At 37.3% G+C, this 17,845-nt stretch carries 22 protein-coding genes; 12 read left to right on the plus strand and 10 right to left on the minus strand.

Annotated elements, in window-relative coordinates; genetic code table 11:
- Positions 1 to 354: a MauE/DoxX family redox-associated membrane protein gene (locus tag KIM67_RS09740; RefSeq protein WP_213831135.1), complete on the plus strand. Its 354-nt coding sequence runs from the start codon at positions 1 to 3 to the stop codon at positions 352 to 354.
- On the opposite strand, the gene KIM67_RS09745 is transcribed toward KIM67_RS09740, so the two are convergent.
- Positions 349 to 765: a hypothetical protein gene (locus KIM67_RS09745; RefSeq protein ID WP_213831136.1), complete on the minus strand. Its 417-nt coding sequence runs from the start codon at positions 763 to 765 to the stop codon at positions 349 to 351. The two genes, KIM67_RS09740 and KIM67_RS09745, sit on opposite strands and share 6 nt — an antisense overlap.
- Complete coding sequence (locus KIM67_RS09750; protein WP_213831137.1) at positions 758 to 1,336, minus strand: RNA polymerase sigma factor; 579 nt, start codon at positions 1,334 to 1,336, stop codon at positions 758 to 760. Before KIM67_RS09750 ends, KIM67_RS09745 begins: the two co-directional genes overlap by 8 nt.
- 134 nt (positions 1,337 to 1,470) lie before the next feature.
- Here KIM67_RS09750 and KIM67_RS09755 point away from each other — a divergent pair, with 134 nt between their 5' ends.
- Both KIM67_RS09755 and KIM67_RS09760 read left to right on the plus strand, forming a co-directional pair.
- The gene (locus KIM67_RS09755) at positions 1,471 to 1,824 is read left to right on the plus strand and encodes a DUF6249 domain-containing protein (RefSeq protein WP_213831138.1); all 354 of its coding nucleotides are present in this window, start codon (positions 1,471 to 1,473) and stop codon (positions 1,822 to 1,824) included.
- Positions 1,825 to 1,886: 62 nt separating this feature from the next.
- The gene (locus KIM67_RS09760) at positions 1,887 to 2,519 is read left to right on the plus strand and encodes an MOSC domain-containing protein (protein WP_213831139.1); all 633 of its coding nucleotides are present in this window, start codon (positions 1,887 to 1,889) and stop codon (positions 2,517 to 2,519) included.
- Positions 2,520 to 2,569: 50 nt separating this feature from the next.
- Here KIM67_RS09760 and KIM67_RS09765 read toward each other — a convergent pair whose 3' ends face one another.
- On the minus strand, positions 2,570 to 2,950 hold the full coding sequence (locus KIM67_RS09765; RefSeq protein WP_163419585.1) for a hypothetical protein: 381 nt from the start codon (positions 2,948 to 2,950) through the stop codon (positions 2,570 to 2,572).
- Between the two features lie 211 nt (positions 2,951 to 3,161).
- On the opposite strand from KIM67_RS09765, the gene KIM67_RS09770 reads away from it, so the two are divergent.
- Positions 3,162 to 4,031 (plus strand): AraC family transcriptional regulator, encoded by an 870-nt coding sequence (locus KIM67_RS09770; protein WP_213831140.1) that lies wholly within the window; start codon positions 3,162 to 3,164, stop codon positions 4,029 to 4,031.
- A gap of 1 nt (position 4,032) precedes the next feature.
- Positions 4,033 to 4,629: an alpha-ketoglutarate-dependent dioxygenase AlkB gene (locus KIM67_RS09775; RefSeq protein WP_213831141.1), complete on the plus strand. Its 597-nt coding sequence runs from the start codon at positions 4,033 to 4,035 to the stop codon at positions 4,627 to 4,629.
- Positions 4,630 to 4,633: 4 nt separating this feature from the next.
- Here KIM67_RS09775 and KIM67_RS09780 read toward each other — a convergent pair whose 3' ends face one another.
- On the minus strand, positions 4,634 to 5,401 hold the full coding sequence (locus tag KIM67_RS09780) for a S1/P1 nuclease (protein ID WP_213831142.1): 768 nt from the start codon (positions 5,399 to 5,401) through the stop codon (positions 4,634 to 4,636).
- A 376-nt stretch (positions 5,402 to 5,777) separates the two neighbouring features.
- Here KIM67_RS09780 and KIM67_RS09785 point away from each other — a divergent pair, with 376 nt between their 5' ends.
- From KIM67_RS09785 to KIM67_RS09815, 7 genes are all read left to right on the plus strand, one after another.
- On the plus strand, positions 5,778 to 6,452 hold the full coding sequence (locus KIM67_RS09785) for a hypothetical protein (RefSeq protein ID WP_213831143.1): 675 nt from the start codon (positions 5,778 to 5,780) through the stop codon (positions 6,450 to 6,452).
- A gap of 386 nt (positions 6,453 to 6,838) precedes the next feature.
- Positions 6,839 to 7,597 carry an SPFH domain-containing protein gene (locus KIM67_RS09790; protein ID WP_371815720.1) on the plus strand — a complete coding sequence of 253 codons (759 nt, stop codon included), beginning with the start codon at positions 6,839 to 6,841 and terminating at the stop codon, positions 7,595 to 7,597.
- Between the two features lie 45 nt (positions 7,598 to 7,642).
- Positions 7,643 to 7,816, plus strand: a complete 174-nt coding sequence (locus KIM67_RS09795; protein ID WP_213831144.1) for an Arc family DNA-binding protein — start codon at positions 7,643 to 7,645, stop codon at positions 7,814 to 7,816.
- 61 nt (positions 7,817 to 7,877) lie between these two features.
- Complete coding sequence (locus KIM67_RS09800) at positions 7,878 to 10,076, plus strand: DUF5916 domain-containing protein (RefSeq protein WP_213831145.1); 2,199 nt, start codon at positions 7,878 to 7,880, stop codon at positions 10,074 to 10,076.
- 1 nt (position 10,077) lies between these two features.
- Complete coding sequence (locus KIM67_RS09805; RefSeq protein WP_213831146.1) at positions 10,078 to 10,875, plus strand: Cof-type HAD-IIB family hydrolase; 798 nt, start codon at positions 10,078 to 10,080, stop codon at positions 10,873 to 10,875.
- A gap of 36 nt (positions 10,876 to 10,911) precedes the next feature.
- A complete protein-coding gene (locus KIM67_RS09810) occupies positions 10,912 to 12,174 on the plus strand; it encodes a DUF819 domain-containing protein (protein WP_213831147.1) in 1,263 nt (420 codons plus the stop codon).
- Positions 12,175 to 12,218: 44 nt separating this feature from the next.
- Positions 12,219 to 12,911, plus strand: a complete 693-nt coding sequence (locus KIM67_RS09815) for a DUF4369 domain-containing protein (protein ID WP_213831148.1) — start codon at positions 12,219 to 12,221, stop codon at positions 12,909 to 12,911.
- 9 nt (positions 12,912 to 12,920) lie between these two features.
- On the opposite strand, the gene KIM67_RS09820 is transcribed toward KIM67_RS09815, so the two are convergent.
- From KIM67_RS09820 to KIM67_RS09845, 6 genes are all read right to left on the minus strand, one after another.
- Complete coding sequence (locus KIM67_RS09820; RefSeq protein WP_213831149.1) at positions 12,921 to 13,193, minus strand: hypothetical protein; 273 nt, start codon at positions 13,191 to 13,193, stop codon at positions 12,921 to 12,923.
- Between the two features lie 24 nt (positions 13,194 to 13,217).
- On the minus strand, positions 13,218 to 14,186 hold the full coding sequence (locus KIM67_RS09825) for a type I phosphomannose isomerase catalytic subunit (protein WP_213831150.1): 969 nt from the start codon (positions 14,184 to 14,186) through the stop codon (positions 13,218 to 13,220).
- The gene (locus tag KIM67_RS09830; RefSeq protein WP_213831151.1) at positions 14,187 to 14,594 is read right to left on the minus strand and encodes a 6-carboxytetrahydropterin synthase; all 408 of its coding nucleotides are present in this window, start codon (positions 14,592 to 14,594) and stop codon (positions 14,187 to 14,189) included.
- Positions 14,591 to 15,124 carry an isopentenyl-diphosphate Delta-isomerase gene (gene idi, locus KIM67_RS09835; protein ID WP_213831152.1) on the minus strand — a complete coding sequence of 178 codons (534 nt, stop codon included), beginning with the start codon at positions 15,122 to 15,124 and terminating at the stop codon, positions 14,591 to 14,593. Before idi ends, KIM67_RS09830 begins: the two co-directional genes overlap by 4 nt.
- A 73-nt stretch (positions 15,125 to 15,197) precedes the next feature.
- Positions 15,198 to 16,157 (minus strand): type IX secretion system membrane protein PorP/SprF, encoded by a 960-nt coding sequence (locus tag KIM67_RS09840; RefSeq protein WP_213831153.1) that lies wholly within the window; start codon positions 16,155 to 16,157, stop codon positions 15,198 to 15,200.
- Between the two features lie 5 nt (positions 16,158 to 16,162).
- A partial coding sequence (locus KIM67_RS09845; protein ID WP_213831154.1) for a gliding motility-associated C-terminal domain-containing protein occupies positions 16,163 to 17,845 on the minus strand: 1,683 nt, incomplete at its 5' end.

The following is a 17,845-nucleotide window of genomic DNA, read 5'->3' on the forward strand; positions in this document are numbered from 1 at the left end:
ATGAATTATCCGTGGCATTTATATCTAATGGCAATCATGTATATTTTTGCTGGAGTAATGCATTTTGTATATCCAAAAGTGTATTTACGAATAATGCCCAGATACCTTCCCAATCACAAATTGCTTGTACAGCTAAGTGGACTTGCAGAAATTGTTTTGGGAATTGCCCTATGTTTTGAGCCAACCAAGAATTTGGCAATTTATGGAATCATTTTAATGCTTTTTGTATTTCTTTTGGTTCACTTTTATATGTTAACCGGTGAAAAAGCATCTGCAGGAGTACCAAAGTGGATTCTTGTTCTTAGAATTCCTTTACAATTTGGTTTGATGTATTGGGCGTACATCTATTTATAATCTTAGCATTAAAATATTGTCAAAGTATCTTTTTAGAAAGGGAATTTGAATCAAAAACAACAACCCAAAAAGTAATATAGCATATATGGTAGTCTTTGAGTATGAAAGCATCTGAGGCCAATCTAAAGTTCTTTCAAAGAACAAATCGATTTGCTCATTCCCAAACCATTCTTGATTTTTCACACCATAGTAAGTTCCTAAATACCAAGTTATTCCAACCAATCCGACAGCCATAAAAAACAGAACGCTATTTGGTATCAACGGCTTATATTTAGTAATATCATTCAACACTGGTTCAGTAATTTGAGACATAACATTATCCGTAAAATTGGATGAGGGAGATTCTAAGGTAGCCTCATCCATAATTTTGTCAACAAACTTCTTTAACTCCTTTTCTTCACTTTTACCCATAATTCTGAAATGTTTCTTTTTCTAAATTACCTTCCAATAGTTTAGCCAGTTTTTTTCTTGCTCTGAACAGCCTTACTTTTAAGGTACTAACAGAGACATTCAAAACTTTTTCAAGCTCTACCAAACTTTGTTCCTCGAAATAAAAGAGGGTAAGGATACCGCTATCGTCAGGAGGTAATAAATTCAAGCATTTTTTGATCAGCGCTCTTTTTTCCTCTTGTAGCATTTTTTCCAACCCAGTATTCATATTCGCAAATATAGTATTGTCAACATTGTCGATATTAACAAATGTTCTATTTCGCTTATTCTGTTTGACCCTATCTAAGCATGTATTATAGGTAACTCTATAAATCCATGTGGAAAGCTTAGAGTCACCTTTGAAATGCGAAAGCGATTTAAAAATCTTTATAAAGGTATCTTGGGATACTTCTTCAGCCTCTTCCCTATTCCCTAACATTCTATATGCTAAAGTATACACCAAATTCTTATATGCATCAACCAATTCTGAAAACGCATGGGTATTTCCACCCTTTATTTCTTTAATTAAATCAGTTTCAGTTTTGGTTGTCATTGTATGTTGGACGCCAAAACATATGCAGTGGTTACATGATTCTCTTTTTTTCTTTAAAAATGTAACCACGAGCAAAAAATGGTCGTCATAGGTAATGAACTAATAAAATAATAATCATTTAAAAACGAACAATTATGGGATCTGAATTAATCATTATACCAATACTATTTGGGGTTATCTTTGGAATAGCGTACCTCTATTTTTCAACCAGAAATAAAGAACGACTGGCTTTAATTGAAAAGGGAGCAGATGCAAGTATTTTTGTAAAAAGTAGAAGAGCAGGTACCGCTCCTTTTTGGAAAATTATTATTCTAAATATTGCACTCCTTTTAATTGGCATCGGAACAGCAATCTTTCTAGCCTCAATTTTAGTATATAGTTTTGGAGTTGAGGATGATATTGCGTTTCCGGGAACAATTTTCACTTTGGCCGGAGTTGGCCTTTTAGTTGGTTTCAATATGACAAAACGTTTAGAGAAAGAAGATTGAACCTGCGTAAAATCATTTGATAAAACCGCCGTTATTTACGGTGGTTTTTTTATCTTGACATTATGCAAATAATTTCAACAAACATAGGCAAACCAACCACCATTTCCTGGAACGGGAAACAAGAAGAAACAGGTATTTACAAGTATCCAACGGAAAAATCGCTTCTTTTAGAACAAGAAAACGTGGAAGGAGACGCCATTATCGACCGTAAGCATCACGGTGGTGAATTTAAGGCATGCTATCTTTTTTCTTCCGACGACTACCCCTATTGGAGAGAGAAATATCCCCAACTGGAATGGAACTGGGGCATGTTTGGAGAAAACCTCACTATCGAAGGATTAGATGAATCAAAACTGAGGATTGGGAATATCTATAAGATTGGAAACAGTCTGGTACAGATAACCCAGCCTAGAGAACCTTGCTACAAATTGGGAATACGATTTGGAACACAAGAAATTTTGAAACAGTTCATAGACCATGAACGTCCGGGAACTTATGTGAAAATCCTGAAAGTAGGCGAGGTCCAAACTGGAGACACAATGGAATTGGTGAAAGAATCCGAAAACACATTGACCATACAACAGTTTTATAAATTGTTGTTCGCCAGAAAAAAAGATAAAGCTATTTTGAAATTGGCGCTCAATAATGACGGATTACCCAAGAGCAAAAAAGAGAAATTAAAAAAGTATGTATAAAAAAAGAGGCCCAAACTGGACCTCCTTTGCACTGAAATTAACTAAACAAACTATCTTACTTCAATAGTCTTTTTGTAGGTACCCATTTTATCTACAACAACTACTGTATACTCATCTTCAAAAGCTTTTTCAAAATTGAAAGCTTTTTCTACTACAAGCTCTCCTTCAATTGACTCGCTATAAACAAGTCTAGCTTCACTATCATATACTTTTAGAATCACTTCACCTTGTGAAATGTTCAATAGGTTCATCAATATTTTATCACCTTTTTTAATAAAAACCGGGTCTAGTTCAATAGAAATCAAACTTTTTTCTACTTCACTTTTAGCCTTACCTTTTTTGTCTAAGGCATTTACCGTTCCATTTGCAATTCCTGCGGTTGATACTAAGAGGAATGCTGCTACCGTAACATAATTTAAAACTGTCTTCATAACTTTTCGTTTTTTTAAGATTACAAGACAAAACTACTACAGGGTTACCAGCCAAAACACCACCATTTTTTCCATTTTATATGGAATATTACCACCCTTACCATGTTAAACTAACATCATGGTTAAAATAACATAGATTTTAGTTAATTTTGCATATATAGTATGATTGTCCCGGTAATAACTTTACATAAATAAACCTAAAACGGCTCCAATGATTCAAAAACCTGCTTTTGAAATAATTGAACCAAGTTTCGGAAACTCGTTTACCTACCAAAAGTTTGATGAAAACAAGGTAAACAAGAACAATGGATGGCATTACCACCCAGAATTGGAATTGGTATACATTAATGGTGGCTCCGGTAAAAGACAGATAGGAAGCCATGTATCTTATTTTAGAAACGGTGACCTTATCCTTATTGGATCTAACCTGCCTCACTGCGGATTTACAGATAAGCTTACCGGAAATAAAAGTGAAACCATTATACAGATGAAGGCGGATTTTCTTGGAAATGATTTTTTTAACATTCCCGAGATGCGAAATATCCATAAGCTTTTTGAAGTCGCCAAAGGTGGGATTGCATTTTCTGGAAAGACAAAAAACAAAGTCGGTGATAAAATGGAGGTATTGGAATATCAGACCGATTTTCAACGCTTGTTATCAATACTCAATATATTAAACCAACTGGCCACTTCAGATGAGATAAAAGTGCTTAATGGCCAGGGGTTTTCCATGGAGACCGAAGTCAAGGACAATGATAGGATAAACATTGTCTTTAATCATGTGAAGACCAGTTTTAAGGAGGATATCAGTTTAGATGAAATTGCAGATATGGTGAGCATGACCGTTCCATCTTTTTGTAGGTATTTTAAAAAAATAACCAATAAGACCTTTACGCAATTTGTAAACGAGTACCGATTGGTCCATGCTTCCAAACTTTTGGCCGAGCAGCCCATCAGTATCACGCAAGTCTGTTATGATAGTGGTTTCAATAACTTTTCGCACTTTAATAAATCTTTCAAAGCTTTTACGGGACAAAATCCATCAGAATATCGGAATCAATTAAAAAGTGTGCTAAAGTAAAATGTCGCTTTTCTCCGAGAAAATAGATTTAGGGCTAAAGGACAGTGATATCTGTTACTACCCTAATTTCTTAACTCAAGAAAAGGCCAATGTCTATTTTAAGACACTCAGAGACCAGACTCCCTGGCAACAAGATAAGATTACCGTCTTTGGAAAAACATATGACCAACCTAGATTGACCGCACTCTACGGAAATAACGGAAAAGCATACTCCTATTCCGATATAACCATGCAACCGCATGCGTTTACGCCAGAATTGCTCCAGATAAAATCAATAATCGAAAAAGAGGTCAACATTGAGTTTTCCACTTGTCTTTTAAACTATTATAGAGATGGGAAAGATAGTAATGGTTGGCATGCGGACAATGAAAAAGAATTAGGCAAGAATCCAATAATCGCATCCGTATCATTTGGAGCAGAACGGTTTTTCAATCTTAGGCACCAAAAAGACAAATCGTTAAAACATAAGATACTTTTAGAGCATGGAAGTCTCTTATTGATGAAAGGAGAAACGCAGCACCATTGGCATCATCAAATAGCAAAAACAGCCAAGAAAATTGGTGAGCGGATTAATCTGACCTTTAGAATAATCAGATAATCATTTAGGCAAACAAATCGTTCAATACCTTGGCTAGCCTTAACCCGCCTTTTTGCAACTGACCAAACAGTAAATCATTGTACTTATAACTATACTGGTATCCAATTTTTTCACCTGGCTCAACCGAAGCATACAGCTCCGCAGCCAACAAATGGGATTCATGTACCCAGTCATAAATTGTTCCTTCCTGAATTTTCTTGCGTTCCCTTCTGGGCAATCTATCAAGCTCAGTAGCTAATTCGGTATAGGTCATACCATAGGAAACAATCAAGTTTTTATCCCATACCCTATGCAAATTGGTACCCTCGCCAAACCATTGCAATTGAATATCGTTACCGCCTTTATCCTCCGCCCTACTCGCATGCATGGGCTGGTGCAGATCACCGACCAGATGTACCAACATTTTTAAGTGAAACACTCTATTCTCCCTTTCACTGTTCTTATTTTTCACAACCCGGATACATTCTTCAATAGCCATGACCACATCGCCAAATTCACTTTTTTCTGAATCCTCATAGCGCATGTCCAAAGGATAATTGACATAATGCCAAGGAGAAAATTTGGAATTGCTTCTATCTGCTTTTATTTCATCGGCATACGTTGAGACAAAAGCCAAACTATGCCCATCCAGTAAATCATTTAGGGCCCGCTTGGCTTTTCCAGAGAGATGGTTCTGCGCAATATGTCCAGTGACCCGGTGACCCGTTTTCCCCCAATAATTACTAAATCCCAATAGTGGAACCAATAAAAAAAGAAAAAATACCTTGTTCATGATTGATGCTTTTTATTAAAGAACTCATTTAGACTTTTTGGATTGAAGCGAAAATTAGGAATTCTTCGCCTTTTTGAAGTCATTTTTGAATTGCATAGCTGGGCTACGGAAGGAAAAAATGGCAAATAAAGGGTGAAAAAGGTCAATTTTTTAGCCAATTGAAAAAGTCTAAATGAGTTCAAAATCAGAAAACTAAAGCGAGAACATCTTAAATGAATACATGCTTTTAAAATCAATATAGAATGAATCGACAATAAAAATAAATTCAATAAATTTATGATATTAAAATAATATTAATTTAAATTAATCCATAATGAATGATGAAAAATAAATGCTTTAGATAATGCTAAGAATATAACATTTAATTGAGAAAAAAATGAGTTATAAATTAAAATTTATAGAGATATTGGAGTCTATAGCTAACAATTCTAAATTTAAAGTTGCTAAGCTTAAAAATAAAGTGAAAGATATCGAAGAATATATTATTAAAAGAAAAATCAAATATTTGAAATCTGAATTAGGTGTGGACTATTATTCAGTAATTGGGCCGTTTTACCAATTCTTAGGGCGAGTTGCTTTAGCTTGGGATTACCCTATTAGCGAAAATAAGATTATTTCTGGTGAATTTAGGTTTGTGAATTTTAGTGGCATTTTTTTTAAACAGTTTAAACTATACCATGACGAAATGCCTGATGAAGAAATAGCTTTATTAAAAAGCCTGAAAGTATTTGATGATCATCCAGTTTGTGGTGATGGTAGGCTGACTACTTTTAGGATTCCTCCATCTTCTACAGAACCTGAGATTTGGTATTATGATAATGGGAAAGCATATAAAATGCAAATTAGTGTAGAAGAATACTTCAAGTATACTCTAGAAACAAGAGGAATGTTAAACTGGCAGTATCTTTTCTGTGAGATAGATTTTAGTCATTATGAACATAATTTTATAAGAAATAATCTTCAAGAAAATTTAACAATGCTTCCTACAATGTTCCCTGATACAAATTTTGAGCGTTATCAACAACAATTTGATAAACTAATATCTGGTTAGTGTTCTTTACCAGGCGAGTTTGGTATTGGGGCAGATGTGGATTATGTATTTGGCTCTGAAAAACTGCCTGATATTGAGTTTGGCCAAGTCAACTTCGACAAGGACAAATTTATGTCAGACTTGATGAATGATAAGGTTCCAAAAGGCAAAAAAAGCGATGCCAAAACAGATTCAGTCTGGCGCAACTATATTTTTACTAGTTCAAGATTAATCTTGGACTTGTTTATTCGTGAAGCATTTGCTTCACTTTCTCGATAGAGAAAAAGAATGATAGACTTGAGCAGGGTTTAAAGATACAAACTTTGTTTCTTAGCCTGTTTTTTTGGTCATCAAACATCTTCTTGCTTTTACTTTTTGGAGGAGTGACCATAATAGTTTACACACATATCGCTTGGTTTGGAATCTTCATCCTAATGGGTCTGGTATCTACCGCCGGATTGGTTTTAGTAAACCCAAATAGCTCCAGAGTATTACTTTTGTTTGGAAAGTATGTAGGGACGATAAAGAAAAATGGGCTGTATTGGGTAAATCCTTTATATTCTAAAAGGAAAATCTCTTTAAGAGCAAGTAATTTTGATAGTGAACGCCTTAAAGTAAATGATAAACTGGGCAATCCGGTAATGATAAGTACCATTTTGGTCTGGCGGGTTACCGACACCTATAAAGCTGCATTTGATGTTGATGACTATAAAAACTTTGTTAGGGTGCAGACTGATGCCTCCGTTCGTAAACTGGCCAGCATGTATCCCTATGACAATTTTGCGGATGAAGGCATAAAAGAAGACATTACCCTGCGATCTAGTTTAAACGAAGTAAGCGAAGCACTGGAGAAAGAAGTCCAAGAAAGATTGGCCATGGCCGGAATCGAAGTCTTAGAAGCAAGAATTGGCTATCTGGCATATGCGCAGGAGATTGCCAATGCAATGCTTAAAAGACAACAGGCCACCGCCATTGTTGCTGCCAGACATAAAATTGTTGAAGGTGCGGTAAGTATGGTAGAAATGGCATTGGACGAATTGAACGAAAAACAAATAGTTGACTTGGATGAAGAACGCAAAGCTGCCATGGTAAGTAATTTGGTGGTCGTTCTTTGTTCGGACAAGGATGCTTCGCCCATCGTGAATACCGGAACGTTAAATCATTAACATACGGAGGACAGCGTTGAAAAAATAATAGGTAGTAAAAAATAGATGAGTAAGAAAAAAGCATTTGCTTTAAGGCTTAATGAAGATATGCTCAAAGCAATTGAAAAATGGGCTGCTGATGAATTTCGTAGCACAAACGGACAAATAGAGTGGATATTGATGAAAGGTCTTAAAGAGGCCAAAAGAGAGCCAAAAAAGAAAGATATTGGCAATAACTAATTTTTGTGATTTTTTTAACTCATCTTCATCTTAAATTTGGGGAGCTAACTCAAACTATCTAATGCGAATACTTCGTTTTGTACTTGTTGCAATGCTCCTTCCCGTTTTCCTTGTTGCGCAGACCAACACCAAACAATTTACCGTAAAATATATTACCCAATCTATCAAAATCGATGGTGTACTGGATGAGTCCGTTTGGGAAACCGCAGAGAGCGCCCATGACTTTCAGCAATATTTCCCTTCAGACTCTATTTTGGCCATACAACAAACCGATATAAAAATGGTCTACAGCGCTACCACATTATACATTGGCGTAAAATTAAATACTGAAGGGGATGATTATGTAATTCCGTCTTTGCAAAGAGATTATAGAGCTGGTGGCAATGATAACATTAGCTTACTGTTCGATACTTTTAATGATGGTACAAATGCATTTCTTTTTGGCATGAATCCTTATGGAGTTCGCAGAGAAGCACTAATATCCAATGGTGGAGGCGATTTGGGTGGTTTTACTACCTCATGGGACGTAAAATGGAAAGGAGAATCCAAAATGTATGATGGGTATTACATCTGTGAAATGGCAATACCATTGACATCCTTCAAATTTAAACAGGGAGAAACCAAATGGCGCTTTAACAGCTATCGTTTTGATATGCAGACCAATGAAACCAGCACCTGGATGGAAATACCTCAGAATCAGCTTATTTTTAGTCTTGCCTTTATGGGAGATATGGTTTTTGAAAAGCCCCTAGGAAAATCCAGAACTCCCTTAGCAATAATACCTTATGTAAACGGACTCTCTGCAAAAGACTTTGAAACCGATGAATCCGTGAACGAGCTAAATTTTGGTGGCGATGCCAAAGTATCCATAGGCAACGGAATGAATTTGGATATTACCCTGAATCCTGATTTTTCCAATGTTGAAGTGGATAACATTTTCACAAACCTTACCAGATTTGAGATTTCCTTACCGGAAAGAAGACAGTTTTTTATTGACAACAGTGACCTTTTTGCAACATTTGGAAATGAGCGCGATTCCAACCCATTTTTTTCAAGAAGAATAGGGATTGCAGAAGATGCAGATGAAGAAACTATTGAAAATGGGATTATCGGTGGAATCCGTCTTAGTGGAAAACTAAATGAGGATTGGCGACTGGGTTTGTTGAACATTCAGACCGAAGAAGACACTGACAATGAAATTCCCAGTAATAACAATACTGTTTTTGCCCTTCAAAAAAAGATGTTTTCGCGTTCCAACCTTAGTTTCATCTTTGTAAATAGGGAAACTTTTAAAGATTATGATTTTGTTTCTGAAGAAGATCGGTACAATCGTGTCTTAGGTCTTGATTACAATCTTGCATCCTCGGACAACACCTGGGTGGGCAAATTTTTCTTTCATAAATCTTTCGCACATGATATTGGAGATGAAGACAGCTCTGGGGGCGTGGATTTACAGTACAACTCAAGACGTATTAATTTTGGGTTACGAGGAAATTACGTAGGTGACGATTTTAGATCAGATTTGGGGTTTGTTCGAAGAAATGACATTGTGGCCGCTAGACCCTTTATAGAATTTAATTTTTGGCCAAAAAAGGGTAAAATCAATAATCATGGTTTTCGCTTTAGCCCAAACGCCATCTGGAGGCCTACTTTAGATTTTCAAAATACGGATTATACAATTTTTACAAGCTGGGGTGCCCAATTTAAGACACAGGAAGAAATAGGTATTCGAATGTTCAACAGATTTACGTTCTTGACAGATACTTTTGACCCAACGGGAACCGATAACGCTATTGAGCTTCCTGCGGACCAAGGCTACTATTACACCAGTTACGAGATTGGATTTGAAAGTGATAGAAGAAAAGTATTTTCGTACGCTTTGGAACCTGGGTACGGTGATTTTTATAACGGCACACGCTTTTCATTTGAGGGAGATATGAGTTTGAGATTGCAACCGAAGGTCACATTATCCATGGCATTGAATTATGATAAAATAAATCTACCAGAGCCCTTTCCCAGTGCAGATTTATGGTTGATAAGCCCAAGAATCAACATAACGTTTAACAAGTCTATCTTCTGGTCTACACTGGTACAATATAGCAACCAGCGCGATAATCTAGGCTTCAACTCTCGTTTACAATGGCGGTTTGCACCGCTTTCTGATTTATTCATTGTATACAACGATAATTATTTTGTAAATACTTTTATGCCGCGAAACAGATCCATAAACCTGAAGCTTACCTATTGGCTAAACATTTAGAATGAATTTTAAAGTGCTCTGTTCCGATTTAGACGGTACCCTGTTATCCACAAAAAACGATGTATCTGAATTTACGATTTCAGAAATAAATCGTATTAAAGAAAAAGTAAAGATCATATTGGTTTCCGCAAGAATGCCAAAATCCATGACCTATTTGCAACAAAGAATGGGCATACAGGATAATCCGATAATCTGTTATAATGGTGCCTTGGTTATGTCAGGAACTAAAGAGCTTAGTTCTACGAGCATTCCAACTGAAAATATTGATGAGCTTTACGACCGATGCAAATGCTACAATATTAAACTTGGACTTTACCACAAAGATGAGTGGTGCGTTAGTGAAAACTCCGAGCGTGTTGAAAAAGAAATCTTCAATACGAGGGCAGAACCTATATTTGAACCTACCGAGAAAACCTTGGAAAGGTGGAGAGAAAATAATAGTGGACCGCATAAAATAATGCTCATGGGTACCAAGGAAAACATGGATGATATAACCCTGGTGATGACAAACAAATTCTCATCAGTTCTAAACCATTACCGCTCCAATGATACCTTGATTGAAGTTGCACCAAAGACAACATCAAAACTAAAGGCAATCGCAACGCTTTTAGAGCCCAAAACCACTTTAAAAGAAGTAATAGCATTTGGAGATAACTATAATGACATTGAAATGCTAAAAAATGTTGGGTATGGAGTAGCAGTATGCAATGCAAGAAATGAAGCAAAACAAATTGCCGATGCCATCACTTTAACCAATAAAGAAAATGGTGTGGCACAATTCATCAAAGACCATCTTTGATTTTCCTATATTTGAATCAATAGCCAACGCAACACTATGAATCAGCTCCCCTTTACCGAAGACACCGTTATTTTTGGATTGCTCTGCTTATGCTTGGGATTTGTCTTTTATACATCATCCCTAAAAAAAGGGTTTTGGAAAAAGTTCTATAGTATCATTCCCACTTTACTTATGTGCTATTTGTTACCCGCCATACTGGCAAGTACAGGAATAATAAACGAAACCGAATCCAATACCTACTATATCGCCAGCAGATATCTTTTGCCTGCAGCGCTTATTTTAATGACCTTAAGTATCGATTTAAAAGCAATATTGAATTTGGGCTCAAAGGCACTCATCATGTTTTTAACAGGAACTATAGGTATTATTATAGGAGGACCATTGGCCATTTTAATTGTGTCTATTTTTTCCCCGGAAACCGTTGGCGGGAACGGGTTTGATGCCGTTTGGAGGGGTCTGGCCACAATCGCCGGTAGCTGGATTGGCGGGGGTGCCAACCAAGCAGCTATGCTGGAAGTGTTTCAGTTCAACCAAGAAAAATATGGGGGCATGGTGCTGATAGATATCGTTGTGGCCAATATTTGGATGGCAATTATCTTACTCGGTGTTGGAAAAACAAAGAGAATAGATGCATGGTTAAAGGCCGACACCTCTTCCATTGAAGAATTAAAGCAGAAAGTATCCAGCCATACGGCCAAAATTGCAAGAGTGACTTCTGTTCATGATTTTATGATGATGGTACTGTATGCTTTTGCGGGAGTTGGCATTGCTCATTTGTTGGGCCATCACTTTGCCGATTTTTTGGAAAACAATTTTGAAGTGATTAGAAACAAGGAAAAAATACTCTCTTCCTTAGGTTCAAAATTTCTATGGATGGTCGTATTTGCCACTGCGATTGGTATAGGACTTTCTTTTACAAAAGCCAAGAATTATGAAGGTGCCGGTGCCAGCAAAATAGGTGGGGTCTTTATTTACATCTTGGTAGCCACAATAGGTATGAAAATGGATTTAGGAAAGGTGATGGAGAACCCTGGACTCATAGCTATCGGGTTAGTATGGATTTCGATTCACGCCGGACTGCTCATCCTTGTAGCAAAACTGATAAAAGCTCCTTACTTTTTCTTGGCCGTGGGGAGCCAAGCCAATGTTGGCGGAGCTGCATCTGCACCAGTCGTAGCGGCTGAATTTCATCCCTCATTGACCTCTGTAGGGATTTTATTGGCTGTGTTCGGTTATGTGGTTGGCACCGCAGGAGCTTATTTGTGCGCTTTACTAATGGAAGTTGCTTCCAATGTTTAATTATTCCATAAGTTTATTGATATTTGCCCCGCTAAATTTTAATAATGAAGAAGATTCTATTTTTAGTCGCCCTTGGATGCATCATTCTTTCATGTGAAAAGAAAACGGAGAAAACCATGACAATCACCGGAAACATCAAAGGCTTAAAGAAGGGAACGCTGTTTTTCCAACACTTTAGTGATTCAACATTGGTCGTATTGGATTCAATACAACTTAAAGGCGATGGAGCATTTACTTTTTCCCATGAAATTGAAAGTCCAGAAATTTTTTATCTACACTTGAAAAAAGCAGATAAAAATGATTTTAACGATAGAATCACTTTTTTTGGTGAACCTGGAGAAATACGTATAAATACGTCTTGGAACACTTTTGATGTAAAGGCGAAAATCGAAGGATCAGAAACCCATGAAAAATTAATGGAATTCAATGCAATGATTTCCAACTTCAACATAAAGGAACTTGAACTTTCGCAGAAAGCTCTTTTACCAGAATTTAGAGAAGACTCTTTGGCTTTGGACTCCCTTCAAAAACTGGCAAATAGAAATCTATTGGGCCGGTATAGGTATGCACTCAATTTTGGAATGATGAATGGTGATTCGTATGTTACGCCATATGTAATGCTTACAGATGCCAAAGAAGCAAATCCAAAGTATTTGGATTCTGTTTACAAAACCCTCACTCCAGAGGTGCTGGACTCCAAGTACGGAAAACTGTTCAAAGAGTACTTGAAAAAATAGAAAAGAGTCTTAGCTATCCAATTTATTCAAATCTTCGACCAACTCGGTTGCTTTCTCTTCGAGTTCGTTCCTAATTTCTCTAAAATGGGCCTTATTGTTTTCCACATCCTTTTTATGTACCTTATCCATTAGCTCGTCGAACACTGCAATGGCTTTATCGATTATAACGGTACCTTCTTCAGATTCCTTGCTATCAGAACCTGCTTCCCATAGGTAAACAGCTTCTATGATATCACCTAAAACAAAATTGATATCTTTTTTAAGATCACGAATATTTGCCATACTGACGTTTTTTCAAAGGTACTATTAAATGGTAACTTCTAAAAGTTTAGTTCCCGTGGTGGTTATATTGATCGATGTGCTAGCAGCTGCAATTAAAATAGTTTCTCCATTGACCAGTGATACGGTTCCCCAATCATTTTTGATCTCGGCTTCGCCCTCAACACACATGTAAATTGTAAAAGAATCCCTATCTGTAACATCTAGGTGCATAGTTGTTGTTAGATTCAAAAAATTGGTCTTAAAATAAGGACAATCAACCATTTCATTTACAGCATCTGTTGCACTTGAGTAATTGACCTTAAAATCATCTTTCTTCTCGTAGTCAATGGCATCAAGAGCCAATTCTGTATGTAGTTCCCTTAAGTTACCGTCTTTGTCTTTTCTATTAAAATCAAAAATCCTGTACGTAAGGTCAGAGGTCTGTTGAATCTCGGCCAACATAACTCCCGCACATATGGCATGTACTTTGCCAGTATTTATAAAAAAAGTATCCCCTTTGGAAACATACTCGTAGTTCATTAAATCCAAAAGTGTGTCGTCTTTCAGACTTTTTATATATTGATTTTTCGTTACGTTTCTATCGAAACCAACAATAAGCTTTCCATCGAGGTCAGAATTCATAACATACCACATTTCTGTCTTTCCAAAAGAATTATGACGCTCTTTCGCCAGTTCGTCATTTGGATGCAACTGAATGGACAAGTCTTGCTTTGCATCGATGAACTTTATAAGAATAGGAAAATCGTCGCCAAAACGATTTATCACACGCTCTCCCAATAAATCTTTTCCGTTTTGTTGGATTAATTGTTTTAAGGATACTCCCTTTAAGTTGCCATTCGCAACTTCGGAAATATCTCCATCAACTCCTGAAAGTTCCCAGCTCTCCCCGGTTATTTCACTTTCGCTTGGTTTATTGAGAACTTCTTTCAGCTTTGTACCTCCCCAAAGCTTTTCTTTGAGTATAGGTTTAAATTTTAATGGGTATAACTTCATCTAACCAGAATAAGTCACAAAGTTACGAGGTGTTTCGTAAAGTATAACTTCTAAATCCTTTGTTTCTGCTATGTGTTTTCTAAGTTTATTCCAAACAACTACCGCAATATTTTCTGCTGTTGGGTTTAAGTTCTCAAATTCAGGAACATCCATATTAAGGTTCTTGTGATCTAAGGCATCTTCAACTTCATGCTTGATCAAGTCTTTTAACACTTTTAAATCCATTACAAACCCTGTTTCTGGGTCAATCTCACCCGTCACACTCACGATAAGGTCATAATTATGACCATGATAGTTTGGATTGTTGCACTTTCCAAAAACAGCATCGTTTTTTTCAAAACTCCAATCGGGTCTATACAATCGATGCGCAGCATTGAAATTTGCCTTTCTACTAACTTTCACTCTCATTTCTCAAGGGTATTTTCAGTTAAGTAATCATAGAAACGTTCAAATATTATCTTGAACCAAGCAGTGTAACCTTCCGGATTTTTAGAAATATCATCTTTGATATCTTTAGGTAACATCCATTTCCAATCTGCTACTTCATCGGGATTGAGGAACGGAGTCCCTTCATAATATCCTATCATTACATGATCTAGCTCATGTTCAGTTAGGCCATTGTCAAAAGGAGCTTTGTAGATAAAGGAAAACAATTCCTTCAATTCCGTTTTAAAACCCATTTCTTCCTGTAGACGTCTTTTCCCGGCCTCAACGTTGCTTTCACCATCTCTTTGGTGGCTACAACACGTATTTGTCCATAACAACGGGGAATGGTACTTGTCTTTTGCTCGCTGTTGCAGCATAGTTTCTCCTTTGCCGTTCATAACAAAAACCGAAAAGGCCCTGTGCAGGACCGCTTTTTCATGGGCTTCCATTTTAGGCATTAGACCAATAGGCTCATCTGCCTCATTGACCAATATCACATTTTCTTCTTTCATAAAGTAAAAATATGACCTTTGTCAGGAAAAATCGAGATGTACATTTTTAAAATGTTCTTAAAACCCAATATTTTTAGAAGAAACGGGGGGATTTTAGGTTGCCCAAACTCTTTATAAAATCATACCTGAGGATAACTTCTACTGAGCCATCGTTAAAAGTTGTACCACCCAAATCAGTGATTTCACGATCATAGGCAAGCCCAATAAAAAACTCATCCGAAACCTTAAAGCCAAAGAGACCACTAAATGCCGCATCCCAACGATACGCTACGCCACCTATAAATTTTTCATTGAACATGAAATTGGCGGACAAGTCTACTTGTAATGGAGCTCCTTGCACCATTTTGGTCAAAAGTGTGGGTTTAAATTTCAAAAAAGGATTTAAATCCCAAACATACCCAGTGATAAAATAGAGGTTTATTTGCTCAGCTGCCGTAGACACCGAAGCTTCGTCAAAATGTGTTGTTTCTAATATCCTCGGTGCAGAAAGCCCTGTGTAAAAACGGTCTGTATGGTAATATACTCCAGCCCCAATATTTGGAGAAAACTTATTCTGAATATCTTGCTGTAATGTTAATTGTGGGTCAATCTCAAATTCATCGAGCTCAGAGAAACGTATGTCCAACATATGCGCACTTGCCTTTAATCCAAAACTTAGCCTTCCCTCTACCGAAGTATAAATCGTATATGAAAAATCAACATCAAAATAAGTTTCTGAAGTAGGTCCAATTTTATCGTTAACCACTGAAACACCCAAGCCAACACCTCTATATCCCAATGGCGTATGAAGATTTAGGGTTTGCGTTTCTGGAGCCCCGTCCAATCCTAGCCATTGGTTTCTGTACAATGCCGCAATACTCAAATGTCCCCGTGAACCGGCATAAGCAGGATTAACACTGACCGTATTGTACATGTATTGGGTATATTGGGCATCTTGTTGTGCACTGAGCTTTAGTCCGGCACCCATTAGTATGCAGACTAAAACCAGTATTTGAACTTTTTTCTGTACTATCATGTTATCCACAGTAATCATTTCTTTTATCGGTTGATATATAAGTATCCTGAGAGCTCTTTCATATTGCCCATAAGGTCTTCATACTCCACTATGTAGAAATACGTACCAACCGGAAGCTTATTATCTTTACTTAATGTAACCCTGCCTTCAGACGTTCCATCGAAGACATTCCCTGTCGTGTTGTATGATTTGGTCGCGTAAACCTCCACACCCCATCTGTTATAAATCTTAACTGTGTTGTTTGGATATTCTTCTATATTCCTAATTGTTAAAACATCATGTATGCCATCTCCATTGGGAGTTATTACATTGATAACATCAACCTCTTCCTCTTCAGTAGATCCAAGATCCGGATCTAAATAGTTAGGTATACCATCTCCATTTGAATCATCGTTGGAATAATCCCCATCTGAGTTCAAATCTTCGTCAATAGTTTCAATACCATCTCCATCATCATCAGAATCTCTATAATTTGGTATACCATTGGCATCTGTATCAGGCAGATATGCAGCTGGATCATCAATTTCATCATTAACATCTATATCAATAACAGTGCTTCCTTCATAGCCGTCATCAAGACCATCATTATCCTTGTCCGAGCCTATAAATACTACATCGGGAATACCATCTTGATTAAAATCATGCCCTTCTATACTATCTGGAACAGCATCATCATCACTATCTAAATCAACATAATCAGGAATACCGTCACCATCAGAATCTAGAGGAATTAGACCAACATCCCCATTATTTTCGTAAGCATCATCTACTCCATTAGCATTTGTATCTAACAAACTCGGAGGTATATAATTACTTGTTGATTGTGCTTCAACATTATCTGGAATACCATCATTATCACTATCGATATCCAAATAATCCGGAATACCATCCCTATCGGTATCGGTTGGGTCTGTTGCCGGATCATTGTCTCCATCAGAATTCAAATCCTCAAAACTATCGAGAATACCATCACCATCACTATCCAACACAGTGGTATCATTATCCAAAATTGTTCCTGTTGCCGTGTCAGAGATATCTCCTGCAATTCCAGCATCTACACTAGTTATCCTTATAGTGAAATCTTCGTCCAACTCATCTATATCATCATCAACTGTTGGCACAACAACTATTGTGGATGTTTCACCAGCTAAAATTGTTACTTGAATATCAGTTGAATCATAATCTGAAGCATCAGCGATACCATCGGTTAAACTAAATGTCAATACTAGGCTTTCATTACATTTTGCTTGTGAAAGCGATACTAAAAAGCTTATACTTTCTCCTTCTATTCCCGATGCATCTTCAATCGTAATATCAGGCGCTATACCTTGAACTATTATGGTTTGTTCCACATTGATACTGTTGCCAGCCTCGTCCGTTACGCTATAGGTCCGTGTTATCGTTCCCGGGTTGCTCCCCGTAAGGGCACTGTCGCTCACGAACGCAACGACGATGTCGACAGCCGCGCTGCAGTTGTCCGATCCGTCCGTTACAACGCTCACGTTGGGCAGCGGTACGTCGCCGATGCACTCCACCATGATGTCCGATGGGTCGCTCGCCGTAGGGTCCGTCGTGTCGTCGACTATGATGTCCTGCGTCACGGTGATGCTGTTCCCGGCCTCGTCGGTCACGCTATAGGTCCTTGTAATCGTTCCCGGGTTGCTCCCCGTAAGTCCGCTGTCGCTCACGAAGGCAACCACTATGTC

Source organism: Flagellimonas sp. 389, from assembly GCF_018449435.1.
Taxonomy (GTDB): Bacteria; Bacteroidota; Bacteroidia; order Flavobacteriales; family Flavobacteriaceae; genus Flagellimonas.